Origin of the sequence: Ascidiaceihabitans donghaensis, from assembly GCF_900302465.1 — a bacterium.
GTDB lineage: Bacteria > Pseudomonadota > Alphaproteobacteria > Rhodobacterales > Rhodobacteraceae > Ascidiaceihabitans > Ascidiaceihabitans donghaensis.
The window spans coordinates 3332838-3359821 of the sequence record NZ_OMOR01000001.1 but is presented as its reverse complement, the minus strand read 5'-3'; the positions used below and the strand labels follow the sequence as shown (position 1 = coordinate 3359821).

At 58.5% G+C, this 26984-nt stretch carries 28 protein-coding genes, 1 tRNA gene and 2 riboswitches; of the genes, 11 read left to right on the top strand and 18 right to left on the bottom strand.

Annotation, left to right across the window (positions count from 1 at the left end; genetic code table 11):
- Positions 1 to 487: 487 nt before the first annotated feature.
- Together ASD8599_RS16745 and ASD8599_RS16740 are read right to left on the bottom strand one after the other, a co-directional pair.
- A tRNA-Ala gene (locus ASD8599_RS16745) sits at positions 488 to 563 on the bottom strand.
- 100 nt (positions 564 to 663) lie between these two features.
- Positions 664 to 999: a TIGR02300 family protein gene (locus tag ASD8599_RS16740; protein WP_108829593.1), complete on the bottom strand. Its 336-nt coding sequence runs from the start codon at positions 997 to 999 to the stop codon at positions 664 to 666.
- A gap of 159 nt (positions 1000 to 1158) precedes the next feature.
- Here ASD8599_RS16740 and ASD8599_RS16735 point away from each other — a divergent pair, with 159 nt between their 5' ends.
- Genes ASD8599_RS16735 through ASD8599_RS16725 form a run of 3 tightly spaced genes read left to right on the top strand, consistent with a single transcriptional unit; the run spans position 1159 to position 2997 of the window.
- Positions 1159 to 1851 carry a M48 family metallopeptidase gene (locus tag ASD8599_RS16735; protein ID WP_108829592.1) on the top strand — a complete coding sequence of 231 codons (693 nt, stop codon included), beginning with the start codon at positions 1159 to 1161 and terminating at the stop codon, positions 1849 to 1851.
- 31 nt (positions 1852 to 1882) lie between these two features.
- A complete protein-coding gene (locus tag ASD8599_RS16730) occupies positions 1883 to 2557 on the top strand; it encodes a GntR family transcriptional regulator (protein WP_219928859.1) in 675 nt (224 codons plus the stop codon).
- On the top strand, positions 2554 to 2997 hold the full coding sequence (locus ASD8599_RS16725; protein ID WP_108829591.1) for a GNAT family N-acetyltransferase: 444 nt from the start codon (positions 2554 to 2556) through the stop codon (positions 2995 to 2997). The genes ASD8599_RS16730 and ASD8599_RS16725 overlap by 4 nt, the downstream gene beginning before the upstream one ends.
- 3 nt (positions 2998 to 3000) lie before the next feature.
- On the opposite strand, the gene ASD8599_RS16720 is transcribed toward ASD8599_RS16725, so the two are convergent.
- From ASD8599_RS16720 to cbiE, 9 genes are all read right to left on the bottom strand, one after another.
- Positions 3001 to 3471, bottom strand: coding sequence for a hypothetical protein (locus ASD8599_RS16720; protein ID WP_108829590.1), 471 nt, complete (start codon positions 3469 to 3471; stop codon positions 3001 to 3003).
- A 3-nt stretch (positions 3472 to 3474) separates the two neighbouring features.
- Positions 3475 to 4155, bottom strand: a complete 681-nt coding sequence (locus tag ASD8599_RS16715; RefSeq protein WP_108829589.1) for a CbtA family protein — start codon at positions 4153 to 4155, stop codon at positions 3475 to 3477.
- Positions 4156 to 4245: 90 nt separating this feature from the next.
- Complete coding sequence (locus ASD8599_RS16710; protein WP_108829588.1) at positions 4246 to 4422, bottom strand: CbtB domain-containing protein; 177 nt, start codon at positions 4420 to 4422, stop codon at positions 4246 to 4248.
- Positions 4423 to 4457: 35 nt separating this feature from the next.
- A riboswitch (cobalamin riboswitch) is annotated at positions 4458 to 4678 on the bottom strand.
- 49 nt (positions 4679 to 4727) lie between these two features.
- A complete protein-coding gene (gene cobF / locus ASD8599_RS16705; RefSeq protein ID WP_108829587.1) occupies positions 4728 to 5462 on the bottom strand; it encodes a precorrin-6A synthase (deacetylating) in 735 nt (244 codons plus the stop codon).
- Positions 5455 to 6183, bottom strand: coding sequence for a uroporphyrinogen-III C-methyltransferase (gene cobA / locus ASD8599_RS16700; protein WP_108829586.1), 729 nt, complete (start codon positions 6181 to 6183; stop codon positions 5455 to 5457). The genes cobF and cobA overlap by 8 nt, the downstream gene beginning before the upstream one ends.
- Entirely contained in the window at positions 6180 to 7493 is a 1314-nt protein-coding gene (locus tag ASD8599_RS16695) for a cobyrinic acid a,c-diamide synthase CobB (RefSeq protein WP_108829585.1), read from the bottom strand. Before ASD8599_RS16695 ends, cobA begins: the two co-directional genes overlap by 4 nt.
- The gene (gene cobM / locus ASD8599_RS16690) at positions 7480 to 8280 is read right to left on the bottom strand and encodes a precorrin-4 C(11)-methyltransferase (RefSeq protein ID WP_108829584.1); all 801 of its coding nucleotides are present in this window, start codon (positions 8278 to 8280) and stop codon (positions 7480 to 7482) included. The genes ASD8599_RS16695 and cobM overlap by 14 nt, the downstream gene beginning before the upstream one ends.
- Positions 8277 to 8645, bottom strand: coding sequence for a cobalamin biosynthesis protein (locus ASD8599_RS16685; protein WP_108829583.1), 369 nt, complete (start codon positions 8643 to 8645; stop codon positions 8277 to 8279). Before ASD8599_RS16685 ends, cobM begins: the two co-directional genes overlap by 4 nt.
- Positions 8642 to 9847, bottom strand: coding sequence for a precorrin-6y C5,15-methyltransferase (decarboxylating) subunit CbiE (gene cbiE / locus ASD8599_RS16680; RefSeq protein WP_108829582.1), 1206 nt, complete (start codon positions 9845 to 9847; stop codon positions 8642 to 8644). The genes ASD8599_RS16685 and cbiE overlap by 4 nt, the downstream gene beginning before the upstream one ends.
- Between cbiE and ASD8599_RS16675 the strand changes: the two genes are divergently transcribed.
- Positions 9846 to 10589 carry a cobalt-precorrin-6A reductase gene (locus ASD8599_RS16675; protein ID WP_108829581.1) on the top strand — a complete coding sequence of 248 codons (744 nt, stop codon included), beginning with the start codon at positions 9846 to 9848 and terminating at the stop codon, positions 10587 to 10589. The genes cbiE and ASD8599_RS16675 overlap by 2 nt on opposite strands.
- Here ASD8599_RS16675 and cobJ read toward each other — a convergent pair.
- The 7 genes from cobJ to ASD8599_RS16640 are packed head-to-tail and all read right to left on the bottom strand — an operon-like array spanning position 10565 to position 18500.
- Positions 10565 to 11314 (bottom strand): precorrin-3B C(17)-methyltransferase, encoded by a 750-nt coding sequence (cobJ, locus tag ASD8599_RS16670; protein ID WP_108829580.1) that lies wholly within the window; start codon positions 11312 to 11314, stop codon positions 10565 to 10567. The two genes, ASD8599_RS16675 and cobJ, sit on opposite strands and share 25 nt — an antisense overlap.
- Positions 11311 to 12051 (bottom strand): precorrin-2 C(20)-methyltransferase, encoded by a 741-nt coding sequence (cobI, locus tag ASD8599_RS16665; protein ID WP_108829579.1) that lies wholly within the window; start codon positions 12049 to 12051, stop codon positions 11311 to 11313. The genes cobJ and cobI overlap by 4 nt, the downstream gene beginning before the upstream one ends.
- Positions 12048 to 12677 carry a precorrin-8X methylmutase gene (locus ASD8599_RS16660; RefSeq protein ID WP_108829578.1) on the bottom strand — a complete coding sequence of 210 codons (630 nt, stop codon included), beginning with the start codon at positions 12675 to 12677 and terminating at the stop codon, positions 12048 to 12050. Before ASD8599_RS16660 ends, cobI begins: the two co-directional genes overlap by 4 nt.
- Positions 12677 to 13810, bottom strand: coding sequence for a cobalamin biosynthesis protein CobG (locus ASD8599_RS16655; RefSeq protein ID WP_108829577.1), 1134 nt, complete (start codon positions 13808 to 13810; stop codon positions 12677 to 12679). The genes ASD8599_RS16660 and ASD8599_RS16655 overlap by 1 nt, the downstream gene beginning before the upstream one ends.
- Positions 13807 to 17067: a cobaltochelatase subunit CobN gene (gene cobN, locus ASD8599_RS16650; protein ID WP_108829576.1), complete on the bottom strand. Its 3261-nt coding sequence runs from the start codon at positions 17065 to 17067 to the stop codon at positions 13807 to 13809. Before cobN ends, ASD8599_RS16655 begins: the two co-directional genes overlap by 4 nt.
- 6 nt (positions 17068 to 17073) lie before the next feature.
- Positions 17074 to 18108 (bottom strand): cobalamin biosynthesis protein CobW, encoded by a 1035-nt coding sequence (gene cobW, locus ASD8599_RS16645; protein WP_108829575.1) that lies wholly within the window; start codon positions 18106 to 18108, stop codon positions 17074 to 17076.
- Positions 18105 to 18500 carry a DUF1636 family protein gene (locus tag ASD8599_RS16640; RefSeq protein WP_108829574.1) on the bottom strand — a complete coding sequence of 132 codons (396 nt, stop codon included), beginning with the start codon at positions 18498 to 18500 and terminating at the stop codon, positions 18105 to 18107. Before ASD8599_RS16640 ends, cobW begins: the two co-directional genes overlap by 4 nt.
- Before the next feature lie 87 nt (positions 18501 to 18587).
- Positions 18588 to 18792, bottom strand: a riboswitch (cobalamin riboswitch).
- A 39-nt stretch (positions 18793 to 18831) separates the two neighbouring features.
- On the opposite strand from ASD8599_RS16640, the gene cobO reads away from it, so the two are divergent.
- From cobO to edd, 7 genes are all read left to right on the top strand, one after another.
- The gene (gene cobO / locus ASD8599_RS16635) at positions 18832 to 19440 is read left to right on the top strand and encodes a cob(I)yrinic acid a,c-diamide adenosyltransferase (RefSeq protein WP_108829573.1); all 609 of its coding nucleotides are present in this window, start codon (positions 18832 to 18834) and stop codon (positions 19438 to 19440) included.
- A 209-nt stretch (positions 19441 to 19649) separates the two neighbouring features.
- Positions 19650 to 19787, top strand: a complete 138-nt coding sequence (locus ASD8599_RS20325) for a hypothetical protein (protein ID WP_181364524.1) — start codon at positions 19650 to 19652, stop codon at positions 19785 to 19787.
- A 2-nt stretch (positions 19788 to 19789) separates the two neighbouring features.
- Positions 19790 to 21235 (top strand): cobyric acid synthase, encoded by a 1446-nt coding sequence (locus ASD8599_RS16630; RefSeq protein ID WP_108829572.1) that lies wholly within the window; start codon positions 19790 to 19792, stop codon positions 21233 to 21235.
- Between the two features lie 96 nt (positions 21236 to 21331).
- Complete coding sequence (locus ASD8599_RS16625) at positions 21332 to 21715, top strand: rhodanese-like domain-containing protein (RefSeq protein WP_108830241.1); 384 nt, start codon at positions 21332 to 21334, stop codon at positions 21713 to 21715.
- A gap of 164 nt (positions 21716 to 21879) precedes the next feature.
- Complete coding sequence (locus ASD8599_RS16620) at positions 21880 to 22884, top strand: TAXI family TRAP transporter solute-binding subunit (protein WP_108829571.1); 1005 nt, start codon at positions 21880 to 21882, stop codon at positions 22882 to 22884.
- Positions 22885 to 22987: 103 nt separating this feature from the next.
- On the top strand, positions 22988 to 25015 hold the full coding sequence (locus tag ASD8599_RS16615) for a TRAP transporter permease (RefSeq protein ID WP_108829570.1): 2028 nt from the start codon (positions 22988 to 22990) through the stop codon (positions 25013 to 25015).
- A gap of 155 nt (positions 25016 to 25170) precedes the next feature.
- Complete coding sequence (gene edd / locus ASD8599_RS16610) at positions 25171 to 26976, top strand: phosphogluconate dehydratase (protein WP_108829569.1); 1806 nt, start codon at positions 25171 to 25173, stop codon at positions 26974 to 26976.
- Positions 26977 to 26984 lie beyond the last annotated feature (8 nt).

Here is a 26984-nt window from a genome sequence, read left to right as displayed (position 1 = left end):
CTAACCACCATTTTTTCGTTCGCCCCCTTAACGGGTGGCGATGCAGTGTCTTCGCAATCCAAAGCGGTCCTGTCCCAGATACGCGCTGAAGCGTCTTTTTGCGCCTCCAATCTGAAGGATGTAAATTGTGGGTGTTTTGGGCGTATTTCGGGGCTTGTCCAAAGCGAAACACAACCCAAGGTGCCTCGGGCGTTTTATGCAGACCAACAGCAATTGGCGCGCGGCCAAGCCCTGCGGTCATGTTGATGGTGGTGTGGTTTCGGGCAAGCTCAATGCGCATCAGAACAAAGCCAACGCAAAGTTGATCGAAGGACCGTACCGCAACATAACGGTAGAGTTATGCGGTCAAGTTTTGCCGCGTGGCACAAGCTACTCGGTGCCTTGCCCGGCTAGAAAAAACCGAAGCCCGTTTTCATCGCGTTGCGGATGCGCGTCAGTCAGCCCATCGGTCTGCGCATTTTTCTGAGCTAGATGTAGTGAGGGGGTTTGGTGGAGCATAGCGGAGTCGAACCGCTGACCTCCTGCATGCCATGCAGGCGCTCTACCAACTGAGCTAATGCCCCTTTAACCAAGGGTCGGCCTATATGGCCTTATGCGCCGCTGAATAGGCGCTGGCGCGGGCGGGATCAAGTGAAAAATCCCCGCCCTGCACCGAATTTCCGATCAGCTGTCGTCGTCGCCTTCTGACGCAACATCTGCGATCTCTTCCAACGGGACAGTGTCCGCGTCTTCATCGTCGTCATCCAGGATATCATCCCCCAGATCGACATCGACGTCATCATCGTCATCCAGCACCACATCCTCGTCATCCGATTCTGTCGCTTTGGCTTTGGCTGTCACAGCATCCTCTTCGTCCGCTGCAATCATGCGCGTCTTGGAGGCATCCACCACAACAGTCTCACCCGTGTAGGGGCTGACAATCGGGTTTTTGTTCAGGTCGTAGAAGCGTTTGCCGGTCGTTGGGCACAAACGCTTCGTGCCCCATTCTTCTTTGGGCATATCAATCCCCTTATAAATCTCATGCATGGGCCGACAAATTTACGCAAGCGTGTGTGTCGACGATTCCGCGCAATTGCCATATGGTGGGGGGACTGTCAAAGGCTTTAGGGCGTTTGAGACACAATGACGCCAATAGGGCGCGGCCGTCGAGTGGGTGAAATGGGCACACATTTTCTACATGGGGCACCGGATGTGCCTGTGATATTGCGTCATTCTGCGCGGGCGCGGCGGATTTCACTGCGCATTTCCCAGTTGGATGGCCGCGTGACGCTTACGGTGCCCAAAGGGGTCTCAGAGGCCGAAGCGCTGGGGTTCGCACACCAAAAGGAAGGCTGGATTCGGGACCATCTGTCCAAACGCGGGGCGGATGCTATTGTGGCGTTGGGGTCTGAAATCCCGCTTGGGGGGCAGATGTTTCAGGTTGTGGCAGGACAAGGGCGTCGTGTGCAAATCAGCGATGGCCAGATTGCGGTGCCGGGGGCGGCAGAGCGGGTCGGTGCCCGTCTGGTTGGGCATCTCAAGCAGATTGCACGGGCGCGACTGGCCGAGGCCTGCGATGACTATGCAACGCGGTTGGGCAAGCCCTACAACAAGATCAGCATACGCGATACGCGGTCGCGGTGGGGGTCATGCACCTCAGCAGGCACACTGATGTTTTCGTGGCGTCTGATTATGGCCCCGCCGGACGTTCTGGACTACGTGGCGGCGCATGAAGTGGCGCATTTGGCAGAAATGAATCATTCCGCGGCTTTTTGGGCGCAGGTCGAACGCATTTATGGGGACCACAAAGGGCCAAGGCGTTGGCTGCGGACCACAGGCAATGATTTGCATAGGTACCGCTTTACCGATTGACGTGATCACAAAGTGTGATCACAAAAAGAGCATGGAAAAACCCGCCCATCCCTTGATCAAGCCGACTGAACCCGTAACACCCGCCATCGGCGCCGCCCATGATCGTGTGTATCGGCAGCTCAGGGGGCGCATCATGCACGGTGAAATCATGCCGGGTCAGCCGCTGACATTGCGTGGGATCGGTAAGGAATTTGGGGTCTCCATGACACCTGCCCGCGAATCCGTGCGCCGATTGGTGGCCGAAGGGGCGCTTACCATGTCCACGTCGGGCCGCATTTCCACACCGCGCCTGACAAATGAGCGGATCGAAGAACTGGCGGCTTTACGTGCCCTGATCGAAACAGAGCTGGCCAGCCGTGCCTTGCCCCGTGCCCACATGGCGCTGATTGAACGGCTGCAGACGATCAACAGCACCGTGGCAGAGGCCGTGGCGCACCGCGATGCCGTCAGCTATATCCGCACCAACCTTGAATTTCACCGCACCCTTTACCTTCGCGCCCAAGCGCCTGCGATGCTGGCCATGTCGGAAACGGTCTGGTTGCAAATGGGGCCAACGATGCGTGCGCTTTATGGGCGGCTTAGACGGACAGAACCGCCACAGTATCACCGTCTGATCATTGCGGCATTGCGGGCAGGCGATGAACCTGGGCTGCGTCTTGCCGTGCGGTCCGATGTGACACAAGGATTAAGGATGTTGGCCAGTTGACCCCGACCACCACTCGCAAAGCCAAGGCCAGTGACCTGCCACAGGTGTTAGAGATGATCCACGCTTTGGCAGCGTTCCACGGCGACACAGCGACGCTGGACCTCGAAACGTTGCAAAAAGAGGCGCAGCAATGGGTTCATATCATCGTAGCGGAACAGGGCGACACGCTGGTGGGATACGCCACCATGCTACCCTTGGCGCAGTTACAATTCGGCGCGCGTGGCTATGACATTCACCACATGTTTGTGCGTGAAGGTTTGCGTGGCATGGGGGTTGGCAAAGCGCTTATTGCGCGGTGTGTTGAACACGCCCAAGCCCAAGGCTGCAAATATGTTATGGTGGGCACGACGCCAGACAATGTCGCGGCCCAAGCGGCCTATTCCGCTTGCGGATTTGAGCGGCGCGATGGCGCCGCGCCGCGTTTTCTGTACCGCATCTAGCGCCTAGTTCTTAACAGGCACAGACACGCGCAGGGGAGCGCCGTCTACCGCAAGTTCCTGATGAGAGTTGGCATTCAGGGTAACGTCCAACGTGACGTCGCCTTCTGGCAAATGATCCAGATGGAACCATGGGCCATAAAGGCGCGCCAGCTTTTCACCATTGGCATAGACATGGGCGTGACCCTCGCCGGGCACGTGGTCAAGGCTGGCATTTTGTGGCGAAAAGGCAAAGTTGGTGACGGTCAGCTTCAGGTTCCAACCCGCCACGGGGTCTTTGAACACCTCAGCGGCCAACGTCGGCGCGTCTTGCGCCGGGATTGCCAAAGGGGCCATCGCGGCATGATCGTGGTTGCCGCCATGACCAGTTGCATGGTCATGACCGTCCAGGGTGATGCCCTGCGACGCGGCCATCAAAAACCCGAATCCCGTGCCAAACACCAAACCGATCACCAGCATCATTATGCGACGATCCATAGGTCACTCAGCCTCCGCTTCGGAAGACCAGAAATAGGCGCAAAGTGCCCCTAGAATGACCCAAGCAGCCAGTCCAACACCCAATGCACGGGCGGCAAACAATGCGCCCAATTCGGTGGGGACCGGTCCTGCAAATGTGTCCGGTTCCGGTGCGCCAATCAGATGCGGAGCAGCCAAAAGAACGACCGCGGCGGCGATGCCCATGGCGTTGCGGTGAAACGCCAACAGCCACATGGCTGCGACGGCTGCAGCGACCGTCGGGAAAAACCACATTTGACGTGCCGCAACATCTGCAGCGGCCACGCCGGGAACTTCAGGGGCCAAGGAAAAGCCCGGTGCCAGATGTGCTGCCACAAACCCTGCCACGCCCCAGATCATACCGTTTGTCGGAGTGATCACAGCGCCACGTTCTTGTGCGATGCTCATCAATGCAACGAGACCCAAGGCGTAACCGCAATAGACCAGCATCGTGAACATAACACTGAGCAGGTCACGCATAGGGTCAAATCCGGGCAGGTCCTGAATGGCAGACACCGGGGCGGCACCGAAGTGAACCAGATCGCCGCCCTCATACAGTTCTGCATGCAGCAAAACGGGTTGAACAAAAATATATTGCATCAAAGCGATAAGAAGTCCGGCAGCGGCACCTGCAAACAGGGCGCTGGTCAGGATACGTGTGAACATATCGGATAGTCCATTGATTTAGATAACAAGAAAATCGCCTTCGCCCGAAGCGGCGAAAGCGTTTAGCACATCAACTGTTAAGCATCTGCCTTAGTGGCAGGGGAAGCCTGTCGCGTGGCGCACGTCATGGGCGGCGTCATGCAAAGCGGCGGCTTGAACGTGACCGGCCAGAACCAGAATGCCTGCACCCAGAACCAGCGCAAAAAGCGCAGGGATCACGGCAGAGCGGGATTGTGTGGCGGAAACAAGTGTTGCTGTTGTTGTCATCTTCGTCTTCTCCTTGCTGTCACACCCGACAGCGTTTGTTTCATTTGTGCCCGGCAGGTCTCCTGGCTCACGTGTCGTTGCGGATCCCGACCTTCCCCAAGCCATCTCGGCCCGAGTGGTATCGTTGAGATCCGCTCTGCGCTTACAGTCGCGGGGGCGGCTTGAGCTTTGGATTTGCATCCTTACCCAATTCCCTCTTCGTTTGGACGTGCAGCGATAGACTGCACGCACAAAAACCAAGCCCTTTAGCTGTAACGCTTGGGGCCACGCTGGCGCAAGTGACATCTGCGACGGCGTGACGTCGTTCAGCGGCGTTTGCGCAACAAATATGCGTCCATACACCACCCATGTGCCGCACGGGCTGCTGCACGGGTGGCAAGAATGTCGGCGCAAACCTCCTGCAAGGGGCCTGACCGGATCACCTGATTCTCCATGCCCAGATAGGCACCCCACCAGATGTCGAAATCCTCCAAAGGCAGGGTTTGAAACGCGCAATGCCCGTCCAGCATGAAAATCGCGCTGTCAGCGCCTTTTGGCCAGCCATGATCGCGTAACTGACGGCCTGTGGTGACAACAAAAGGGGCACCGATGTCATTGACAGGAATGGCATGGGCCGCGGTTAGGGCTTGCAGCGTTGTGATGCCTGCCACGACCTTGATGTCGGGCATCGGGTCAAGGCGCGTGGCGATGCGCAGGGTGCTGTCGTAGAGCGATGGGTCACCCCACACCAGCAAGGCGACGCAGGGCGCATCTTGTGCGGCTGCTTTCCACCCCTGTGCAATAGCGTCGTGCCACAAATCCACCGCTTCCAAGTAATCGCCGTTCGCGCGGCGGGCGGGAATGTCGAATTCGATGATTTTCGGTGCTGAATCCGGTGCGACCTTGGCGATGATCTGATGGCGCAAATCGGCCAAGTCGGATTTCTTGTCACCTTTGCGCGGTATCAGGATGGTGTCAGCGGCGGCGATGGCTTTTGCGGCCTCGAACGTCACATGGTCGGGGTTGCCCGTGCCGATGCCGATCAGGGTCAATTCACGCATCGTAATCTTCCGCCAATGGTCCATAGAGGATCAAGGCAGGTGAGGTCGCCAATTCACCTTTCAACGTCTCGACCAAAGCGGAGATTGTTGTGCGGGTCAGCGTCTGGTCGGGGGTCGAGACCCCTTCGGCAAACAGAACATCGGTGTCGCCGGGCAGGCCGTGTTCGACAAGCATTGCGGCCAAGCGTCCAAAAGTGCGCTTGCCCATGAAGACGACTGTGGTCGCTTCGGGGTCGGCCAATGCGGCCAAGTTCATGTCTTCCGGCAATTGTCCGGCTACATCATGGCCCGTGATAAATTGCACGCGCCGCGCGGTCAGGCGACGGGTCAGCGGAATACCGGCTGCAGCCGCCGCGGCACAGGCTGATGGCACCCCGGGGATGATCTCGTATGGGATGCCAGCGGCGCGACAAGCGACCAATTCTTCTTCGAGCCGTCCGAAAATACCACCATCACCAGACTTTAAACGCACAACGTGTGCCCCGTCTTGGGCGTAATCCACCAGCAACTGGCTAACGTGGTCCTGTTTCGGGCTAGGGCGACCAGCGCGTTTGCCGACACCCACCAAATCCGCGCCGGCCCCTGCATGGGACAGGATCGGACCGGATGACAGATCGTCAAACAAGACTGCATCCGCGCGCTTCAAACGATCGACAGCCTTTAAGGTCAGCAATTCAGGATCACCGGGACCGGAGCCAACAAAAGACACAAAACCCGTCATGCTTTGGCTTCCGCGATCAGGTGAAAGAACGTGCCTGTGACATTGCCTTTCACGCTGCCTGTTTCGGGAACCGGAGTGCCCTCAGCGTCCAGAACCTTTGCCAAAGGGGCGTCCGGTTCTTCCAGAATTGTAGAATAATGGAATTCGTGCCCGCGCAGCACATCGCCTGCGGAAAAGCCAGGCATTGGCGCACCAAGGTGCGCCTTACGGTACCCAAGGTGGAACTTTCGTTTCTCGTAGCTTGTCACCAAACCCAATAGGCCAAGCATCTGATGTTTATGACCTTCTTTGTCGATCAAGACCTCGCCCAGTGCCATATACCCACCGCATTCACCATGAACGGGGCGGGTTTCGGCGTGCTGAAGCATCGCCTTACGAAACTTGGTGGCCGCAGCCAATTTCCCCGCGTGCAACTCAGGATAGCCCCCCGGCAACCACACCAGATCAGCGTCCGGTGCAGGTGCTTCGTCCTGCAACGGCGAGAAGGGTAAAATCTCGGCCCCTGCGGCCCGCCAGCCTGCCAAAAGATGTGGATATGTGAAGGAAAACGCTGCGTCTTGCGCCAAGGCAATGCGTTGTGCAGGCGGCGCAGGCAAGGCCCCCGCGACTGGGGCCGGACCGCTGGTTGCGGCCGCTTTGATTGCCTCCAGATCGACGTTTTCGCGCAAGAACGCCGCATAGCCTGTAATCGCGGCTTCCAGATCGGGATGTTCAACCGCCTGGATCAGCCCAAGATGGCGTTCAGGCAGCGCCAGATCACCACGGCGCGGCAATGACCCCAGCACTTTGATGCCATGCGCTTCCATGCCCAATCGGGTCAGTCGTTCATGGCGGGGGGACGCGACGCGGTTCAAAATGACGCCTGCAAAGTTCAAGTCCTTGCGGTATTCCCGAAAGCCCAAAGCGGTTGCCGCCGCTGATTGCGCCTGGCCTGAAACATCCACAACCAACACCACGCCCCAGCCCATTTTCGCGGCGGTTTCGGCACTGGTGCCATGACCCGTTGCCCCCGGAAATGCGACCCCGTCATACAAGCCCATGGACCCTTCCGAAATCACAATGTCAGCGCCTTCGGATTGCGCCGAAATCGCACCCAGTAGACCTTCGTCCATGGCCCATGTGTCAAAGTTGAATGATGCCCGCCCTGCTGCGGCACGGTGGAACGCGGGATCAATGTAATCGGGACCGGATTTGAACGGCTGAACCTTCAAACCGTCCTCGGACAGCGCCCGCAAAAGCCCCAACATCACCGTCGTTTTGCCTGTGCCGGAAGACGGCGCAGAGATCATCAAGCCTTTAGGGTTGTTCATCTTTTTCACTCCATGAGGCCCAAGGGCTGTCAGCGGTTTGCGGGCGGTAGCGGCGGTCATAGTCTGTCGAATAAAGACAGCTTTCGTCAAACCCTTCACCCGCCAAGGCAGGCCCCACAAGGATCAGCGCGGTGCGTGCAATTTCGGGCGTGACCACATCGGCGATTGTCGCAAGCGTCGCGCGAATGATCTGTTCGTCGGGCCAGCTGGCGCGGTAGACCACGGCGACGGGGCAATCGGCACCGTAAGAGGGCACCAAATCGCCGACAACCGTGTCCAAATTCTGGATTGACAGGTGAATGGCCAAAGTGGCCCCGGTGGCTGCAAAATTTGTCAGGCTTTCGCCTTCGGGCATGCTGGAGGCCCGTCCCGGCGTGCGTGTCAAAACCACAGATTGGGCCAAGCCCGGCAAGGTAAGTTCCGTGCCCAAGGCCGCTGCGGCTGCTGCAAAAGAAGGCACGCCGGGGGTCACGGACACTGGCACGTCTGCCGCGCGCAAGCGGCGCATTTGTTCGCCCATGGCAGACCACACAGACAAGTCACCGGAATGCAGGCGCGCCACGTCTTTGCCCGCCTTGGTGGCTGTCACGCAGGCCTCGATGATGGTGTTCAGATCCATGGCGGCGGTGTTGATAATCTCTGCATCCTTTGGACAATGCTGCAAGATTTCCTGCGGCACCAAAGACCCCGCATAAAGGCAAACAGGACAGGCCGCGATGATATCACGACCGCGCAAAGTCAAAAGGTCGGGTGCGCCGGGTCCTGCGCCGATGAAGTGAACAGTCATAGGTTGGGTCCTTTTGCGATGGCACAAGTGGCCATGCGGTCGTTTGAAATTTGGCGGGATACGATCAGTGTGGCACCGGGGCCTGCCGCGGACAAGGCGGCGGCTTCGGCGACAGAGCCTGTGCCGCGTTCGCGTGTGCTGATTGGTGATTGGGTCTGGGTTTGGGCCGCTTCGATCTCGGTGGTGGCGACTTTGAAAACAGCGCAGTCTTGGGTCTTGGCAAAGTCCACGAAAGCAGGTGTTTGCGTTTTGTCTGCCGCAGTTGCGACCCCGTCTATCTGCATCGCGTAGCCCGTTGCATCCAAGGCCTGTTTAAGGCTGTCCAATGTGGCGGAGGTGGTAAATCCAAACCCTGCAACGATCATCGGGTCACACCCCATTGCACAATCGGATAGCTGCTGGACCAGCCGCGTTTTGACCCCAATGGTTTGCTTTGCGCCAGTTCGATACGCAGCAAATCGCCACCTTCGGTTCGATGCCACTGTGCCAAAAGTGCTTCGGCTTCAAGGGTCACGGCATTGGCCACAATGCGGCAGCCTTTGGGAACGATCGCCCAAAGGGCTTCCAGCAAATCTTGGCTTAATCCGCCCCCGATGAACACCGCATCTGGCGCAGGCAAGGCATCAAGTGCGTCTATGGAAGACGCTGTGTGAACGCGCAGCCTGTCCACGCCAAGGCGCTGTGCATTCTGCGCGGCCCGTGTCGCGCGTTGCGGGTTTGCTTCAACTGCAACGGCGTGGGTTGTGGGGTGAGACAACAGCCACTCAATCGAGATTGAACCAGACCCTGCGCCCAAATCCCAAAGGGTTTCAAAAGGGCGCGGCGCCAGTGCAGACATGGTTAACGCGCGCACGGGGCGTTTGGTCATCTGGCCATCGTGATCGAACATCTCATCCGAACGTCCCGAGGCGCAGGTCAGCACCGCACCATCGCCTGTGACCTCAAGTGCTGCGCAGACAGGATGCTGAAAGGGTTGCGCCGGGTCAGACGCCGTCAACTGTGTCACACGCTGTCGCGGCCCACCCAAGGCTTCCATCACGGTCAACGCTGTTTTGGCAAAGCCTTCACCAGCCAAATAATCCTGCAATTCCGCCACAGCATCGCCGTCACGAAGCAACACAATCAGACGCTGCCCCGTTGCAAGATGCGGCTTCAGCCGGGGCATTGGGGCGGCATGCAGCCCGACGCAATGTGTTGTTTCCAAAGGCCAACCCATTTGTGCCGCAGCCCGCGAAAATGTCGAGGGCACTGGAAAAGCGCACCATTCGGAAGACGCAAAGTGACGGGCGAAGACGGATCCCGCACCGTACCAAAACGGATCACCAGACGCCAAAGCAACAACGCGTTGGCCTGAAAACCCTTTCAGGATTTCGATGCCATCCGCAAACGGTACAGGCCATTCTTCAAGGCGGGCAGACACGTCTGGAAGCAGCGACAGATGGCGTGGTGATCCCATGATGACCTCGGCTTCTTGCAGTGCTTTCAGGCTTGCGGGCGGTAGGCCATTCGGGCCATCTTCGCCAATGCCTATTATAGTTAACCAATGCGCAGACGCAGGACTAGACATGACACACCTTCTGATCCTTGGCGGCACGACCGAAGCCACGGCTTTGGCCCATGCCGTGCATGAGGCTGGCGTGACAGCCACGTTCAGTTACGCAGGCCGCGTAGCGCAACCCAAGCGGCAACCATTGCCCACGCGGGTGGGTGGATTTGGCGGCGTTCAGGGGCTGAAACGCTATATTGCGGAGCACGGCATCACCCATGTGGTAGACGCCACGCACCCGTTTGCCGCGCAACTGAGCACCAATGCGGTGGGGGCTTGCGACACAACGCCTTTGCTTGCGCTTTCCCGTCCCCAGTGGACCGCGCAAACCGGCGACACCTGGACCCGTGTGCCCAGTATCGCGGCGGCAGTTGCGGCCCTGAAAGGTCCGCCGCGCAATGTTATGTTGGCAATTGGCCGGATGCATCTGGACGCCTTCGCGCCGATGTCGCAACACAGCTATCTTTTGCGTTTGGTCGATGCGCCGGACGGTGATGTGCCTTTGCCCAAGACCCACATCATCGTTGATCAGGGGCCGTTTACCGTCGACAATGACATCGCCTTGATGCGCGATCACAATATTGACGTGATCGTGTCCAAGAACGCAGGCGGCAGCGGCGCGCAGGCCAAAATCATCGCGGCGCGCAGCCTTGGTTTGCCGATCATCATGATCGACCGCCCACACATCCCCAACCGCGCCGAGGTCGGCAGCGTGGCGGCTGTAATGGACTGGCTGGCTCATGACACCGACCGTGGTGTATAGATGATATCCCCTTGATCACGCTTGATAATGCGGGTCGTCGAAGACCCGACCAAGACCATTGTGCGCATGTCCGCCATGTCTGCGGTTGTTTGGGATAGCGGCACAACCTTCAGCGTTTCATCATCGCGTGACACGTTGCGCGCAAAGATCACAGGGCGGTCATCGCCGCATGCGTCTTTCAAAATTTCAAGCGTTTTTTCAAAACCTTCGGGCCGCGATTTGGATCGTGGATTATAGAACGCCATTGCGAAGTCGGCTTCAGCCGCCAACCGCAACCGCTTTTCGATCAAATCCCATGGTTTGAGGTTGTCGCTGAGGTTGATCGCGCAAAAATCATGTCCCAAAGGTGCGCCTGCACGGGCTGACGCTGCCAGCATCGCGGTGATCCCCGGCAACACGTCAATCCGCAGGTTCAACCAAGCGGCTGGTCCAGCTTCCAACGCCTCGAACACGGCGGCGGCCATCGCAAAAACACCCGGATCACCGGATGACACAACAACCACATTTTTACCTTCGGCCGCCATCTGCAACGCATGTTGCGAGCGGTCAATTTCAACCCGATTGTCAGAGCCGTGCAGCGTCAGACCATCGCGTTCTGCCACCCGTGCCACGTAAGGAAAATATCCAACGACATCGGTGGCTTCTGCTAAAACGGCGCGGACCTGCGGCGTCACAAGATCCTCGTCCCCGGGTCCAAGCCCTACGATGGACACGCGCCCGCTCACGGTCTGCGACCCTGTCCATGCACCACGATAATCGAGAAATAAGGCGTCACCTTATCCCCCGCATCGGACAGCTTTTGCACTGTCTGATTGGGCATTGTCGCGTATTCGATCAGCCACGCCGCGTCGAATTTCCCGGCGGCGCGCAAAGCATTGCGTACCTTATCGATGTTGCGCCCGATCTTCATCACCACGATGGCGTCCGAGCTGGCCATTTGTTCTGTCAGGGTTGCTTCTGGCAGCGTACCCATCAGCACCGTCAAAATATCGTCACCCCATGTGATCGGCGCACCCGTCGCGGTCCACGCCCCGGACATGCCGGTGATGGCGGGCACCACTTCGACAGGCACCACATCTTTCAGGCGCGTGTACATGTGCATGAAGGATCCGTAGAAAAACGGATCGCCTTCACACAGCACCACAACGTCTTCGCCGCCTTGCGCCAAGGCCTGTAAATGGGCGGCGCAGTCGGCGTAGAAGGCGGACAGGATTTCATTGTAGCGCGGATCGCTTAGGGGAATTTCCGTTGTGACAGGGTATTCCATCGCAAATTCAATGACACCATCGCCCAACAAAGGGGCTGCAATGCGGCGCGATTGCCCTTCGCGGCCAGCTTTGCGGAAAAACGCCACATGTTTCGCGCCGCGCACCAGACGGTCTGCCTTGACGCTCAAAAGCTCCAGATCGCCCGGCCCAAGGCCCACGCCGTAAATCGTGCCGGTTTCGGGTGCGGCGCTCATTCTGCGCGGCTCGCGATGGCATTGATGGCGGCCACGGTGATGGCCGAACCGCCCAAGCGTCCTTCAACGATGACCCATGGCACGGGGTTGGCGTCGCGCAGTGCGTCTTTGCTTTCCATGGCGCCGATGAAGCCCACAGGGCAGCCGATGATAGCCGCAGGGCGCGGGCAATCGGGGTCCTCAAGCATATTGAGCAAATGGAACAAGGCCGTGGGCGCATTGCCGATTGCGACCAAAGCCCCGTCTAGGTGGGGGCGCCACAGCTCCAGTGCGGCAGCAGAGCGTGTGTTGGACATGTCTTTGGCCATGTCGGGTACAGCGTCATCGCGCAGTGTGCAAATGACCTGATTATCAGCTGGCAGGCGTTTGCGTGTGACGCCTTCGGACACCATATAGGCGTCACACAGAATTGGCGCACCGGCTTGCAACGCCGCCCGCGCCGCCGTACCAAATCCGTCTGAAAAATGGATGTACTGCGCCAAGTCCACCATGCCGGCTGCGTGGATCATGCGCACCGCAATCTGTTCCACATCGGCGTCAAACCGGGCCAGATCAGCTTCTGCGCGGATCGTCGCAAAACTGCCTTTGTAGATGGTCGCGCCATCGGTCTCATATTCATATGGCATTACGTCAAAAGCTCCAATTCATCGGCCAGCCGGTCTAGGGCAAGTCCGCGCTGCAGCGGCTCATCCCATGGATGACCGTTTCGGACAAGATCAAACGCGCCGTCCCGGCCCACAGCGACGACATCGGTGGATGCGCGGTGGGCGCAGCCTTTGGCGCAACCGGAAATATGCAGGCTGCGTCCTTTAAGGTGCGGCGCAAGGATGTCGGCCGCGTCGCGTGTGGTTACGCTGGCAGAGGCACAGGCAGGTGCACCGGGGCAGGCATGGATGTTCAATCGCGGGTCATCTGCAGATGTGGCGAAAGCCTGCATGTCGGTTATCGCCGCACCGTCGAGTATAAAAATGCGATTGGGGGCAAAGCGCATGTGACCCGCTTTGGAACGGGTCAAAAGCGTTTTCAACGCCAGCGCGTCGATGCTGCCAAATGGAACGCCATATGCAAACGCATTGGTTAACGGCCCGGGTGTCAGTGCGGGCGCTGAAGGCGCAAATGTTTCGCGTGCGAAACAATGGGGCAGAGGCGTTGTCTCAAGATGCGGGGCCATACGCCGGATGTCGGGGTTTACGGTTTCGTTAAACCAACGGGCCAATGCGACAGCTGCATTAACCACTTCGCTTTCGGTCACCGCTTGGCCAAGGTCTGATCCATCGGCGCGCACGATCAATCCGCCGCTGACCGAGGTCTCAATGCGGATGTCGCCCGAGGCTGCACTGAGTTGCCGTGGGCCGTCAGCATCGACAACGAAGCCGAACTTGGCAGGCAGGTCTGGCAAAGCGTTCAGTTTGGTAATCAAGCGGTCTGCAATGGCTATGGACACGTGATGCGGACCGCAAACAGGGGCCACGATGATGTTGCGGCGCTGTTCCAGTTCCGGCGTCGGGTCCAGAAGTCCCAAGTCCCACAACCCATCCAAAACCGCTTGGTGGTCACGCACGCCGCGCATTTGTAGATTGGCCCGGTTGGTCAGATCAAGAATGCCGTTGCCATGGGTTAACGATAGGTCGCAAAGCCCTTGTACCTTGTCAGCGGGAATGGACCCCAAGCGGGGACGCACGCGCACGATCAACCCGTCGCCGGACATCATCGGACGGTAGGCGCCAGGGCACCAACCTTTGACTTGCGGATCACTCACTCTGCCACCTTCAGGCGGGCGGCAATCGAATTGCGGCGCGTCTGCCAAAGGCCTGCGTCATGCAGTGCATTAAAGCGGTCTTGCATCGCGCGGTGGGCTTCTGGGTTGGCATCGCTCAAGAACGCATCAACTGCGGTGTCGCCAAGGGTGGCGTCATAGTAAAGGTCGAACAGATGCGCGGGAACGGCCTGCGCCAGATGTGCAAAAGCGCCCATGTGTTCCAAAGTCGCTGCAATCTCGGCGGCCCCGCGAAAACCGTGGCGTTGCATGCCTGCGATCCAGTCGGGGTTGGCGGCGCGGGCGCGGACCACGCGGGCGATTTCCTCGGGTAGGGTGCGGGCACGCGGATGCGCAGGGTCGGTGTTGTCAAGGTGATACAATCGCGCGACGCTTCCGCCCCTTGCGGCCTTCGCGGCAGCGAAGCCCGCTTCATGGGTGGCGTAGTCACCAGCCAACAAAAGATCGGTTTCGGGCAAATCTTGCGGATGCACAAAGCTGTCGGACGCCGCAACACGGTCTGCGATACCTTGTGCGTTTTGGGTGATCTTGTCGCCGTCCAAGGCGTAGCTGGACGCCTTTAACCACGCCTCGCCTGCCTTGCGGCGGCTGTCGTCGTCGTAGGTGTCCACCAGATCGCCCATACCAAGGCCATAGCTGCCCGGCGCAGGGCCAAACACGCGAGCGTCCGTCGTGCCCACAAAGGGGTTCCAGTCAGGCGCCTCGTCGCGCTGGGCCAATACCCGCACCGCTTGGGCATAAAGCGCCGAAAGCGTTGGAAACACATCGCGGAACAGGCCAGAGACGCGCAAGGTCACGTCCAGACGCGGGCGGTCCAGATCCGTGATGGGCAGCACTTCGATGCCGCTGACCCGTTCGGATCCCTTGTCCCAGACAGGCTTCACGCCCAAAAGCGCCAGCGCCATGGCGAATTCCTCGCCCGCCGTGCGCATGGTGGCGGAGCCCCAAAGGTCCACGATCAGCCCTTTGGGGTAATCGCCCTCTTCCTGCAAATGGCGGCGTACCAGTTCTTCGGCCAACCGTACCCCTTGGGCATAGGCTGACCGTGTAGGGACCGACCGTGGATCAGTGGTGAACAGGTTACGGCCCGTGGGCAAAACATCCGTGCGGCCGCGGTACGGCGAACCAGAGGGCCCCGGCGCAATGCGTTTGCCGGCCAACGCGTCCAGAAGGGCCGTTTTTTCGCCTTGGGCGGCGGCGACACTGTCAAACTGCGTTGGTACCTCGGGAACGCGGCCATAGATGTGCAGCCCGTCGCCAAACTGGCTTTCCTTGATGTCGCAGACAAAGCGGTCGATGCGGGTGATCGCCTCGGCAGAACAGCTGGCCATATCCAAGCCCAAGTCCTGTTCCACACCAATCGCCCGTGCTTCTGTGCGGATGTCGTCTTGCAAACGGTCGCGGCGTTTTGGGTCTAGGCCATCGGCGTTGGAAAACTCGTCCAAAAGCGCCTCAAGCCGGACGAACTGGTCCGGTGTTTGGCTTTGCTTCATGGCAGGGGGGATGTGGCCCAAAGTCACGGCCCCGATGCGCCGCTTGGCTTGCGCTGCTTCGCCCGGATCGTTGACGATGAACGGGTAAATCACAGGCGTGTCGCCGATCAAAACGCTGGGCCAGCAGTCGTTTGAAAGCGCCACGGACTTGCCCGGCAGCCATTCCAGCGTGCCATGGGCGCCCACATGGATCAGCGCATTGATGTTCTGTGCGCGCAGCCACAGATAGAAGGCCACATAGCTGTGGCGCGGGGTGCGAGCCAGATCGTGATAGTCGTCTTCGCGGGTCGTCACATCGCCGCGCTCTGGCTGCAAAGCAACCAGCACCGCACCCCTTCGGGTGGCGGGAAATCTGAGCGCGCCGTCATGGCACATGGGATCGTCAGCAGCGTTGCCCCATGCCTTTCCCAGATCGCTTTGCAGGTCTTCGGGCAGGGATTTCAGCGCCCTTTGGTAGTGCTCCAGCGGCCATGCAACCGTGTCTTTCAACGCATCCTGCAAAGGCGGGCCTTTTGGTGCGCCCACATCCTCCAGAATGGCGTCCGCCGAGGCCAGCGCATCCAGCCCCACCGCATGCGCCATGTTCCAATCCTTGCCCGGATAGGTCGACAGCACGATGGCGGGTGCTGTATCTGCCTGTTTTTGCAGGGCAACCCATCCCATGACCTGATCGGTGATCGCCGTGATCCGCGCCGCCAAGGGGCGGTGGGTGAAGCGGGAGTATTCCAGCTGCGGGTCTTTCTTGCCGGGCTCCTTAAAGCTTGCCACCCCTGCAAAGATGCGCCCGTCCACTTCGGGCAGCACCACATGCATGGCAAGGTCCGTGGGGGACAATCCGCGTTCGGCGTCTGCCCATGCCTTTTGGCGCGATGTGCCAAGGGCGACCTGAAACACAGGCACGTTGCCTGCGTCCAAGGGCGATGTGCCATCGGCCCCTTTGCCGGAAAAGGAAGTGGCGTTGACGATGGCGTCGGGCTGCAGCGCGACCACCTGACGGCGTAACCAACCTGCTGCATCAGGGGCCTTCAAAGAGGGCGCAAAGATCGCCACAACGTCACAGCCACTGGCGCGGAAGCTTTCAAAAAGTGCTTCAATTGGGGCCATGTCCGCAGAGGTGAGATAAGCGCGGTAAAAGCTGATCAGGATGCGCTGCTTGTCGCCAAGCGGCAAGCAGGCAACGGGGCACGTCACGCCATGTTCGGGAGTCCATGCGCCGACGCTTGGTACCACTTTGGACCCGCGGACGGGACCAGCATAAAGCCCGGCGGCGAGGGCCAGTTGGGCCAATGCAGCTTGCGCCGCGACTTCGCCTCCTTGGTCACATAGATGGGATAAGCGGCGCAGAGTGGACTTGGGCAAGGTAGACACATCATCAAGCCGCGTGTCCTCGCGACCGTCTGCGGGCAACACGGCCAGCGCGATGCCTTTGGCGCGACACAGCGCCTCGACTTGTTGCAAACCGTAGGACCAATAGGCGTAGCCGCCGATCAGCCGAATCAAGATGCCCTTGGCCCCGTCCAGCGTTTGTTCGACGTAAGTGTCCACAGACAAAGGATGTTTCAGCGCCGTTAGGTTGGCAAGCCGCGTTGTGGGCAGCTTGCCTTTGGCACGGGCAAAGCCTGCCGCGAAGGCCCCAAGGTCAGAATCGGAAAACGACAACACCACAAGGTCCGCCGGGCTTTGCCCGAGGTACATGGGGGTTTCAGATTCTTCTAATCCGTGGCTTTCGCGAAAGACGACGTGCACAGCATTCTACCCGATCAAAGCCGCGCGAATGGCGTCGGGGTTCACATCGTCATGTTCGGCGATGACAACCAAACGGCCACGACGCTCTGATGCGCCCCAGGGTTGGTCGTATTGCTGACGCACACGTGCGCCCACGGCTTGAACGAGCAGTCGCATGGGTTTGCCTGTGACGGCCGCATAACCTTTGACACGCAAGATGTTTTGGTCATTGGCCATGGCCTCGATTCGGTTCACCAAATCGGCGGGATCGCTGATTTCGGGGATGTCGACAACGATGGATTCAAAGTCGTCATGTTCATGGTCATCGTGCCCGTCGTGATGTGAGGGGCGGGCGTCCATGTCGTCTTCAGCAGCGGCCCCAAGGCCAAGAATGACGCGGGGGTCCACGACGCCTTCGGCAATTTCCACTATGGGCAGGGGACGGGGCGCCTCGGCCTCAATCACGGCGCGGGCTTTTGCGATGCCGTCGGGGCCTGCCAGATCGGTTTTGGTCAGAAGGATGATGTCGGCACAGGAAATCTGATCCTCGAACACTTCGGACAGGGGTGTTTCATGGTCCAGTGAATCATCCGCTGCGCGCTGGGCGTCCACGGCATGCACATCGGGGGCAAAGCGGCCATCGGCCACGGCCTCTGCGTCGGCCAGTGCAATCACGCCGTCCACGGTGATTTTGGAACGGATATCGGGCCAGTCAAAGGCCTTCAGCAGCGGCTTGGGCAGCGCCAGACCAGAGGTTTCGATCAGGATGTGATCGGGGCGGGGCTCAAGCGCCATCAGGGCCTCGATCGTAGGGATGAAATCATCGGCGACTGTGCAGCAAATGCAGCCGTTTGACAGCTCCATGATGTTTTCGGCGGGGCAATCGGGGATCGCGCAGGATTTCAGGATGTCGCCATCGACACCCACATCGCCAAATTCGTTCACGACCACGGCCAGACGCTTGCCTTGCGGGTTCTGCATCAGGTGGCGGATCAGTGTGGTTTTGCCAGCGCCGAGAAAGCCGGTGATGACGGTGACGGGAAGTTTTGAAAGATCGCTCATTGGGCGGCGTCCTCTGGCAGGTTCAGGGGTGGGATTCGGGCAACGCAGTTCTTGCGGAAATGTTCGGGGCGTTCGCGCCATGGCACAAACCCGTCAGCGGCATTGTAGTAGCGGGTCACGCCATCTGTGATGATTTCGACCTGGGTTTCGGGGTCAAGATTGCCATAAACATAGGCGTAGCGGTTGCCGCCGCGCATCATGATGTTGCACCCACCTTGGCAGTTGGTGAAGCACTGCGTGGGGCGCACGGTGACATGCGCGGGCAGGTCTTCTTTCAACATGGCCTCATATAACAAGTTGCCGGGGCGCAGCGCATCGTCTTCGATGGCGCGGCCCATTTTGCAGGTCGTACAGACCAACAGTTCCACTGGTTCTAAAGTCGTTTCAGTCATTCCATAGCCTTTGTGTTCTGGCTGGAAAGAGCAGGGTCATCCGAAACCTCGAAAGAGGCTCGCATGCCCGGAACACCCCGTCCGGTTCGCGTTTCAGTTCTGCTGGCAGGTCTCCCGGCTTGCGGATCTGCGCATTCTGCGCTCGGTGCGCCCTACCTTCCCAGCAAATGCCAGTGGTGTGGGGCGACCTCTCCGGTCACGGTCGCGGGGGCGGCTGCGCTTTGCGAAACTTCGCGTATCGCATTCCCTTTTCACCTGTCCTAGAACAGGAACCAACGGGTTAGGCTTTGCGCCTGCGTGCCCTTATTGTCAAGCACAACAGGAGTCTTCCATGACCGACGAAAACACCCGCCACACCGAGAAGATGAAAAAGATCAAAGCAGCGCGCGATCGGATGATGGAAACCAAGACCGAGGAAAAGGGTTTGATCGTGGTGCATACGGGGCCGGGGAAAGGGAAGTCTTCCAGCGGCTTTGGGATGATCATGCGCTGTATTGCCCACGAAATGCCGTGCGCTGTGGTGCAGTTTATCAAAGGCAACTGGATGACGGGGGAACGGCAATTCCTGACGGAACGCTTCGCGGATGAGTGCAAGTTTATTGTTTCAGGTGAGGGGTTTACATGGGAAACTCAGGACCGCGAGCGCGATATCAAAGCGGCACAGGCCGGCTGGGAGCAAGCCAAAGAGGTGATCCTTGATCCAACCATCCAATTCGTGCTGCTGGACGAGATCAACATCGCCCTGCGCAACGACTATCTGGACATCGACGAGGTGGTCGGGTTCTTGCAGGAACACAAACCCTTCATGACCCATGTGGTGTTGACCGGTCGCAATGCGAAAGAAGAGCTGATTGAGGCGGCTGACTTGGTGACCGAGATGGGGAATGTGAAACATCCGTTCCGTGACGGGATCAAGGCACAGAAGGGTGTTGAGTTTTGAGCAATGTTTGGGATGCTGCCCCTGACAGAAGGTCGGACGGTTAAAAAAAGGGGGCGCTGCCCCCGACCAAAGGTCGGTTTTTTCAATATGGGGCTCCGCCCCCGGGCCGCTTACGCGGCCTCCCCCGAGGTATTTTCGCCAAGATGAATGATAAGAGATTCTTAACCATATTTGAGCAAGTTGACGACGCGGTACAGGGAGAGGTCCCGATGGCCGTCCAAGGTGAAAACCTGCGCGCTCTCGTCTTCATGATCGGGGGCGCGTTTTTGCTTTGCGTGTTTCATCTTGGCAAAAATACCTCCGCCGGAGGCATCCTGACATTGCCCGACACACAAGAGTGGCTTTGAGAATGACAGCTATCATGATCCAGGGCACGGGCTCAAATGTCGGCAAATCCATGTTAGTGGCAGGGCTGTGCCGCGCAGCCCAGCAACGTGGGCTGTCGGTTGCACCTTTCAAACCACAGAACATGTCGAACAACGCGGCGGTGACCTCGGACGGCGGCGAGATCGGGCGGGCGCAGGCGTTACAGGCCTTGGCGTCGGGCCTTACTCCGCACACGGATATGAACCCAGTTTTGTTGAAGCCTGAGACGGATGTGGGCAGTCAAGTGGTTGTGCAGGGCAGGCGTATCGCGACGGTGAAGGCGCGGGAATATGCGACGTTAAAACCGACATTGATGGCGTCGGTTCTGGAAAGCTTTGACCGGCTTAAGGCGCAGTACGATTTGGTGATTGTAGAGGGGGCAGGAAGCCCGGCAGAGGTAAATTTGCGTCACGGTGATATTGCGAACATGGGGTTTGCAGAGGCGGCGAACGTGCCTGTGATCTTGTGTGGAGACATTGATCGGGGTGGCGTGATCGCACAAGTGGTCGGCACGCAATCAGTCATGTCCGAGGCTGACAATGCGCTGGTTTCCGGCTTTATGATCAACAAGTTTCGCGGCGATCCGAGCTTGTTCGACGATGGGTATCAAATGATTGTGGACCACACCGGCTGGGTTGGTTTCGGTGTGTGCCCATGGTTCAGGGATGCATGGCGTTTGCCAGCGGAGGATGCTTTGGACATTCGTTCCGGCCCACAAAATGGCGGGTTGAAAATTGTTTGCCTGACCTTGTCGCGCATCGCCAATTTTGACGACATGGACCCGCTTGCGCAGGAGCCGGGGGTGTCGATGGTGATGCTGAAAGCGGGCGAGGTCATTCCAGCGGATGCTGATTTAGTTATTGTGCCGGGGTCCAAATCCACGCGTGGCGATCTGGCCTTTTTGCGCGATCAAGGGTGGGATGTGGATCTGATGGCCCATTATCGCCGTGGTGGGCATGTGTTGGGGATTTGCGGCGGGTATCAGATGCTTGGCACTGTAATTCGCGACCCTGACGGTATTGAAGGAACTGCTGGCGAAAGCACCGGATTGGGGCTTTTGGACGTTACAACAGATATGATTTCGGACAAGCGCCTGACGGAAGTGCGCGCTGTGCATGCGGCCTCGGAATTGCCGTTTGAAGGGTATGAAATTCACATCGGACGCACGGAAGGGCGCGATTGCCAGCGTCCATTTGCTTTTGTGGATGGGAATGCTGAGGGTGCGCAATCGGCTGACGGGCGTGTGACAGGCAGCTACTTGCACGGTATGTTTGCCGATGACGCGTGGCGGGCTGCGTTTCTTGCAGGGTTTGGCGTTACGGGTTCTGGTGTGGGGTATGCTGATGGGGTGCAGCGTGCGTTGGATGATTTGGCCGATCACGTGGAAACACATCTGGATGTGACCGGGATTTTTGCGGCGGCGCGGTAGAGGGTCTCTGTCCCTTCGGCTGGCGTTCACCCCGAGACTTTTTTAAAAAGTTGTAATAGAAAAACTGTGGGAGATCGTGTTGTGAAAAAGCCGAAAATGTCGTCCGCCCAGATGGTGGCGGATTCAAGGGCGCGGATCGAGGAAATCGAGACGTCTGATTTGATCGGAATGGTTGACGATCCGAATGTGGTCATCGTGGATATTCGCGACATTCGTGAGCGCCAGCGCGGTCATATTCCTGGCAGCGTGCATGCGCCGCGTGGCATGATCGAGTTTTGGGTTGATCCGGACAGCCCGTATTTCAAGCCTGTGTTTGGCGAAGACAAACGGTATGTGTTCCACTGCGCGTCTGGTTGGCGGTCGGCCATCACCGTCGCCACTTTGCAAGACATGGGGTTTGATGCGGCGCATCTGCGCGAGGGTTTTTCCACTTGGGCGGATCAAGGTGGGCCTGTCGAAGTTCCTGAAAAGAAGACCTAGATTCAACGTCATGTGTTTTGTGCGGGGGCCACGCCCCTGCCCAAATCGCCCGAGGGTTTTGTTGTTTGACGCAGTCTGAAGTTTCCCGTTTCCCAAATCGGGCTTGCCAACAGGCACACACCTGTCATGCTATCGAAAATACCAACAACATCGGGAGAAACATCATGTTGCATACTATGAAGAAAGCCGCGCTTGGGGCGTTGCTGGTCGTGGGCATGGGCACTGCGTCCTTTGCACAAGACATCAAGTTTTTCACAATCGGTACGGGCGGCACAGCCTTCACCTACTACCCAGTGGGCGGCGTGATCGCGAATGCGATTTCCAAGCCTCCCGGGTCGCGCGAATGTGGTCAGGGTGGATCTTGTGGCGTCGAAGGTTTGATCGCATCTGCGGTGTCTTCACGTGGATCTGTGGACAACGTAAACGCCATCATCTCCGGTTTGCGCAACTCTGGGTTTGCCCAGTCTGACGTCGCGTTCTGGGCTTACACGGGCACCGGCACCATGGAAGGCAAAGAGCCTGCCACGGATCTGCGCACCATCGCAGCCCTGTTCGAAGAGCACATCCACCTTGTTGCACTGAAAGACAGCGGCATCAATTCCGTCGCTGACCTGAAAGGCAAACGCGTGTCTTTGGACGAACCGGGTTCAGGCACATATGTCGACGCCAACCTGATCATGGAATCCAACGGCATCACCGTTGACGACATTTCAGCCGAAGCGCTGAAAGGCAACGCAGCGGCAGAAGCATTGCGCAACGGCAAGATCGATGCGTTCTTTGTGGTTGCGGGCTACCCCACAGGTGCCTTGGTTGAGCTGGCCTCGGCTGCTGACATCAAACTGGTCCCAATCGACGGTGCAGGCGCGGATGCTTTGACCGAAAAGTATGGCTTCTTTGCGTCGTCCGACATTCCAGCAGGCACCTATGAAGGCGTCGATGCGGTGACAACTGTCGCCGTGGGCGCACAGTGGTTCACATCTGCCAAAGAAGACGAAGAGCTGGTGTACAACATCACAAAAGCACTGTGGAACGACGAATCCCGCAAGCTGCTGGACGTGGGCCATGCCAAAGGCAAAACCATCACGCCTGACACGGCGCTAAACGGTATCGGTGTGCCATTGCACGCAGGCGCCGAGCGTTTCTACAAAGAAGCTGGCCTTCTGAAGTAAGCGTTTGAGTTTATGGAAAAGCCCGGGCGCATTTATGGCGTTCGGGCTTTTTTGTTAAGCTCAAACAGCGTGTTAAGCGCAACTGACGACATCGGGGGACACAATGGTCACGAACGCTCAGGCTGAACTTTCAGCCGAAGAACTGGCGCAGATCGAACGGAAATACGATACGGAATCTGCGTTTCGGCCGATGGGATCCAAAATGGCGTTTGTCATTTCGATCCTTTTGGCCGCCATGTCGATCTATCATTTTTACGTTTCAGGCTTCGCGCTGATCCGCGAGCTTTTGCATTACGGCATCCACCTTGCCTTTGTCCTTGGTCTGACGTTTTTGCTGTTTTCTTGGCGGCGCGACATCACGGTGACGGGGCCGCCCAAGGGGTGGTATTACATTGATGGCGTGAATGTCGTTGATATTGCGCTGGCAATTCTGGCGGTCAGTGCTGCACTTTACCTGCCGCTGATCCCTCCGGCCGAGGCTGCGGCCCGCGCAGGCAACCCCAACGCGATGGACACGTTCATGGGGTCTGTTGTGCTGTTGTTCACATTGGAAGCGGCGCGACGATCTATCGGGTACACCCTGCCGTTGATTGCGGGTTTCTTCATCCTTTACGCTATTTTCGGCCAATCTGCGCCCGGCATTCTGAAACACGGTGGCGTGCATTGGCAGGGCTTTGTCGATGGGATTTACGGCACACAAGGCATCTATGGCATCGCTATCGGGGCCATGGCGAAATATGTGTTTTTATTCATTTTGTTCGGGGTTCTGGCCGCGCGTATCGGGCTTGGGCAGCTGTTCATTGACCTCGCGACTGTTGCGGCTGGTCGCTATTCTGGCGGGCCTGCAAAGGTCGCGATCTGCTCGTCGGCCTTTATGGGGTCAATTTCGGGGTCGTCGATTGCCAACACTGTGACGACAGGCGCACTGACCATTCCGGCGATGAAAAAAGTCGGTTATCCACCCCACTTTGCCGGCGCGGTTGAGGCCACGGCCTCTACAGGCGGGCAGATCACGCCGCCGGTCATGGGGGCTGCGGCCTTCATCATGGTCGACTTTTTGAACATTCCGCTGCGGGACGTTCTGGCGGCGGCTCTGTTTCCGGCTTTGCTGCATTACTTTGGCATTTTCGTCATGGTGCATTTAGAGGCGAAAAAGCTGGGCCTGCGCGGCCTAAGCCCGGAAGAAATGCCGGTCTTTCTCAAGGTTCTGAAAGCCAACTGGCTGTCAGCGGCCCCTTTGATCGTGTTGGTTTATATGATCCTGACGGGCTGGACGCCGGATTATGCCGCTGTTTACGCCATCATTTCCTGCGTTGTCGTTGGGTTCTTGAAACCCAACGATCGCATGACGTTGCCTGGACTGTTTGACGCGCTGGCATCAGGCGCACGCGGCACAATTGCGATTGGCGCTGCTGCGGCCTGTGTGGGCATCATTGTGGGGGTCATCACCCTGACAGGTACTGGTTTTCGGGTGGGCCACATCGTGATCACCACGGCCAACGATATGGCTGGTTTCTTTGCGGCGCTGCCTTTGTTCAACTACTTCGATCTGTCACAATGGGCGCTGTTTTTCTCGCTGTTGCTGGTGGCTGTCGCGTGCATTGTGATGGGGGCAGGTGTGCCGACAACGGCGACCTACATCATCCTTGTGTCGGTGACGGGCGGTGCGTTTGCAGCCCTTGGGGTTGAGCCGCTGGTGGCGCACTTCTTTGTCTTTTATTACGGCGTTCTGGCCGACATCACCCCGCCTGTGGCCTTGGCGGCCTACGCCGCGGCTGGCATTTCGGGGTCGAACCCGTTCAAGACAGGCAATACGGCGTTCCGTCTTGGAATTGCCAAAGCGCTTGTGCCGTTTGTTTTTGTTTATTCGCCTGCTTTGTTGCTGGTGGCAGAGGGCTTTACGTGGGGCGCGTTTACCGTGACCTTGGCGGGGGCGATGATGGGCATCGGCGGGCTGGGGATCGCGTTTTCGGGGTACATGCTGACGCATCTGAAAACCTGGGAACGCTGGTACGTGGCGATTGTGTCCTTTCTGTTCATTGCGCCGGGTTTGCTTTCGATGGCGATCGGTCTGGGGCTCTTGGCGCCGATTTTGTTGATGCAATTGGCGCGGCGCAAAACTGCGGCTTGATTAGGCTGAACATGAATGAAAGGCCGCCCTGTTCGGGGTGGCCTTTTGCGTTCTTCTGGGTGCCAGTGAAGTTTGGCAAACAACTTGCGGAAATTATTTGCTGGACCGTTAGCGCTAACAAATATATGTGACGTGCAACAACACGGAGGATTCCCATGACCCTGAATGCCACGATCAATGATGTCACACAGCGGATCATCGAGCGGTCCAAACCTGCGCGTGATGCCTATTTGATGCGGATGCGCAAAGCCGCAGAAGAGGGGCCGCGCCGCGCACATCTAAGCTGCGGCAACCAAGCCCACGCCTACGCCGCGATGGGCGCGGAAAAGGCACCGCTGGTTGCAGAAAATGCGCCAAATATTGGCATTGTCACCGCCTACAACGACATGCTGTCCGCGCATCAACCTTTCCAGCGCTTTCCCGACATGATCAAACAAACTGCGTTGGCCAACGGCGGCACCGCGCAGGTCGCGGGCGGCGTGCCGGCCATGTGCGACGGAGTGACCCAAGGTCAGGTCGGCATGGAATTGTCACTGTTTTCGCGGGACGTCATCGCACTAAGCGCCGGTGTCGCCCTAAGCCATAACGTCTTTGACAGCTCCGTCTATCTTGGTGTGTGTGACAAGATTGTGCCGGGTCTCATTATCGCCGCGGCCACCTTTGGTTACATCCCCGCGCTGTTTTTGCCTGCGGGTCCGATGCCATCCGGTCTGCCAAACGACGAAAAGGCCAAAGTGCGCCAACAACACGCCACAGGTGAAGTGGGGCGTGACAAGCTGATGGAGGCCGAAATGGCCAGCTACCATGGCCCCGGCACCTGCACATTTTACGGCACGGCGAACAGCAACCAGATGTTGATGGAGTTCATGGGATTGCACTTGCCCGGCGCGTCCTTTGTGAACCCCGACACCGATCTGCGCGACGCGCTGACCCACGCAGGGGCAAAACGGGCGCTGGAAATCACCAATCTTGGCAATGATTACCGCCCTGTTTGTGACATTCTGGATGAGCGGACCTTTGTGAACGGTCTGGTCGGGCTGATGGCGACGGGTGGGTCCACAAACCTTGTGATCCACATTTTGGCGATGGCGCGCGCCGCTGGCGTGATCCTTGATTTGCAGGACCTGTCAGATATTTCTGATGCGACACCGCTGATGGCGCGGGTGTATCCGAACGGGCTGGCTGATGTGAATCATTTCCATGCGGCAGGCGGGCTTGGCTATGTGATCGGTGACCTTCTGGATGAGGGTCTGTTGCACCCCGATACTGTGACGGTGATGGGGAACGGCTTGCAGGATTACTCCAAAGCGCCCGTGTTGAAAGACGGCGCAGTGACATGGGCGGACGAGCCGCGCGTGTCCCAAAACGACCGCATTTTGCGCCCTGCGTCTGATCCGTTTGCGCCGCAAGGCGGACTGAAAAAGCTGGAAGGCAATATGGGGCGTGGCATGATCAAAATCTCTGCTGTGAAACCCGAACATCACGTGATCGAAGCCCCCGCACGGGTTTTTCACGATCAGCTTGAGGTCAAAGCCGCGTTTCAGGCAGGTGAGTTGACCCAAGACACAGTGATCGTTGTGCGTTTCCAAGGGCCGAAAGCCAACGGAATGCCCGAACTGCACGCGCTGAACCCGTTGATGGCCGTGATGCAGGATCGCGGCTTGAAAGTGGCCCTGGTCACGGACGGGCGCATGTCCGGTGCTTCTGGCAAAGTGCCTGCCGCTTTGCACCTGTGCCCCGAGGCACTAGACGGTGGTTTGATCGCCAAAATTCAGGACGGTGACATGATCCGGTTGGACGCTCAGGCGGGAACGCTTGCCGTGTTGACCGAAGGCGTGGAAAATCGCGCGCCAGCCACACCAAATCTGGATGACAATGGCCATGGTGTGGGCCGCGAATTGTTTGCTATGTTCCGCCAAACGGTTGGTGGATGTGACACCGGCGCTGCTGTTGTTGTTTAAGGAGAACT

Bases quoted from the DNA above. Each gene is read 5' to 3' on its own strand.
- ASD8599_RS16740 (WP_108829593.1), bottom strand. From the start codon at position 999: ATGCCCAAAGAAGAATGGGGCACGAAGCGTTTGTGCCCAACGACCGGC.
- ASD8599_RS16735 (WP_108829592.1), top strand. From the start codon at position 1,159: ATGGGCACACATTTTCTACATGGGGCACCGGATGTGCCTGTGATATTG.
- ASD8599_RS16730 (WP_219928859.1), top strand. From the start codon at position 1,883: ATGGAAAAACCCGCCCATCCCTTGATCAAGCCGACTGAACCCGTAACA.
- ASD8599_RS16720 (WP_108829590.1), bottom strand. From the start codon at position 3,471: ATGGATCGTCGCATAATGATGCTGGTGATCGGTTTGGTGTTTGGCACG.
- ASD8599_RS16715 (WP_108829589.1), bottom strand. From the start codon at position 4,155: ATGTTCACACGTATCCTGACCAGCGCCCTGTTTGCAGGTGCCGCTGCC.
- ASD8599_RS16710 (WP_108829588.1), bottom strand. From the start codon at position 4,422: ATGACAACAACAGCAACACTTGTTTCCGCCACACAATCCCGCTCTGCC.
- cobF (WP_108829587.1), bottom strand. From the start codon at position 5,462: ATGCGTGAATTGACCCTGATCGGCATCGGCACGGGCAACCCCGACCAT.
- cobA (WP_108829586.1), bottom strand. From the start codon at position 6,183: ATGACGGGTTTTGTGTCTTTTGTTGGCTCCGGTCCCGGTGATCCTGAA.
- ASD8599_RS16695 (WP_108829585.1), bottom strand. From the start codon at position 7,493: ATGAACAACCCTAAAGGCTTGATGATCTCTGCGCCGTCTTCCGGCACA.
- cobM (WP_108829584.1), bottom strand. From the start codon at position 8,280: ATGACTGTTCACTTCATCGGCGCAGGACCCGGCGCACCCGACCTTTTG.
- ASD8599_RS16685 (WP_108829583.1), bottom strand. From the start codon at position 8,645: ATGATCGTTGCAGGGTTTGGATTTACCACCTCCGCCACATTGGACAGC.
- ASD8599_RS16675 (WP_108829581.1), top strand. From the start codon at position 9,846: ATGACACACCTTCTGATCCTTGGCGGCACGACCGAAGCCACGGCTTTG.
- cbiE (WP_108829582.1), bottom strand. From the start codon at position 9,847: ATGTCTAGTCCTGCGTCTGCGCATTGGTTAACTATAATAGGCATTGGC.
- cobI (WP_108829579.1), bottom strand. From the start codon at position 12,051: ATGAGCGCCGCACCCGAAACCGGCACGATTTACGGCGTGGGCCTTGGG.
- ASD8599_RS16660 (WP_108829578.1), bottom strand. From the start codon at position 12,677: ATGCCATATGAATATGAGACCGATGGCGCGACCATCTACAAAGGCAGT.
- cobW (WP_108829575.1), bottom strand. From the start codon at position 18,108: ATGAGCGATCTTTCAAAACTTCCCGTCACCGTCATCACCGGCTTTCTC.
- ASD8599_RS16640 (WP_108829574.1), bottom strand. From the start codon at position 18,500: ATGACTGAAACGACTTTAGAACCAGTGGAACTGTTGGTCTGTACGACC.
- cobO (WP_108829573.1), top strand. From the start codon at position 18,832: ATGACCGACGAAAACACCCGCCACACCGAGAAGATGAAAAAGATCAAA.
- ASD8599_RS20325 (WP_181364524.1), top strand. From the start codon at position 19,650: ATGGCCGTCCAAGGTGAAAACCTGCGCGCTCTCGTCTTCATGATCGGG.
- ASD8599_RS16630 (WP_108829572.1), top strand. From the start codon at position 19,790: ATGACAGCTATCATGATCCAGGGCACGGGCTCAAATGTCGGCAAATCC.
- ASD8599_RS16625 (WP_108830241.1), top strand. From the start codon at position 21,332: ATGTCGTCCGCCCAGATGGTGGCGGATTCAAGGGCGCGGATCGAGGAA.
- ASD8599_RS16620 (WP_108829571.1), top strand. From the start codon at position 21,880: ATGTTGCATACTATGAAGAAAGCCGCGCTTGGGGCGTTGCTGGTCGTG.
- ASD8599_RS16615 (WP_108829570.1), top strand. From the start codon at position 22,988: ATGGTCACGAACGCTCAGGCTGAACTTTCAGCCGAAGAACTGGCGCAG.
- edd (WP_108829569.1), top strand. From the start codon at position 25,171: ATGACCCTGAATGCCACGATCAATGATGTCACACAGCGGATCATCGAG.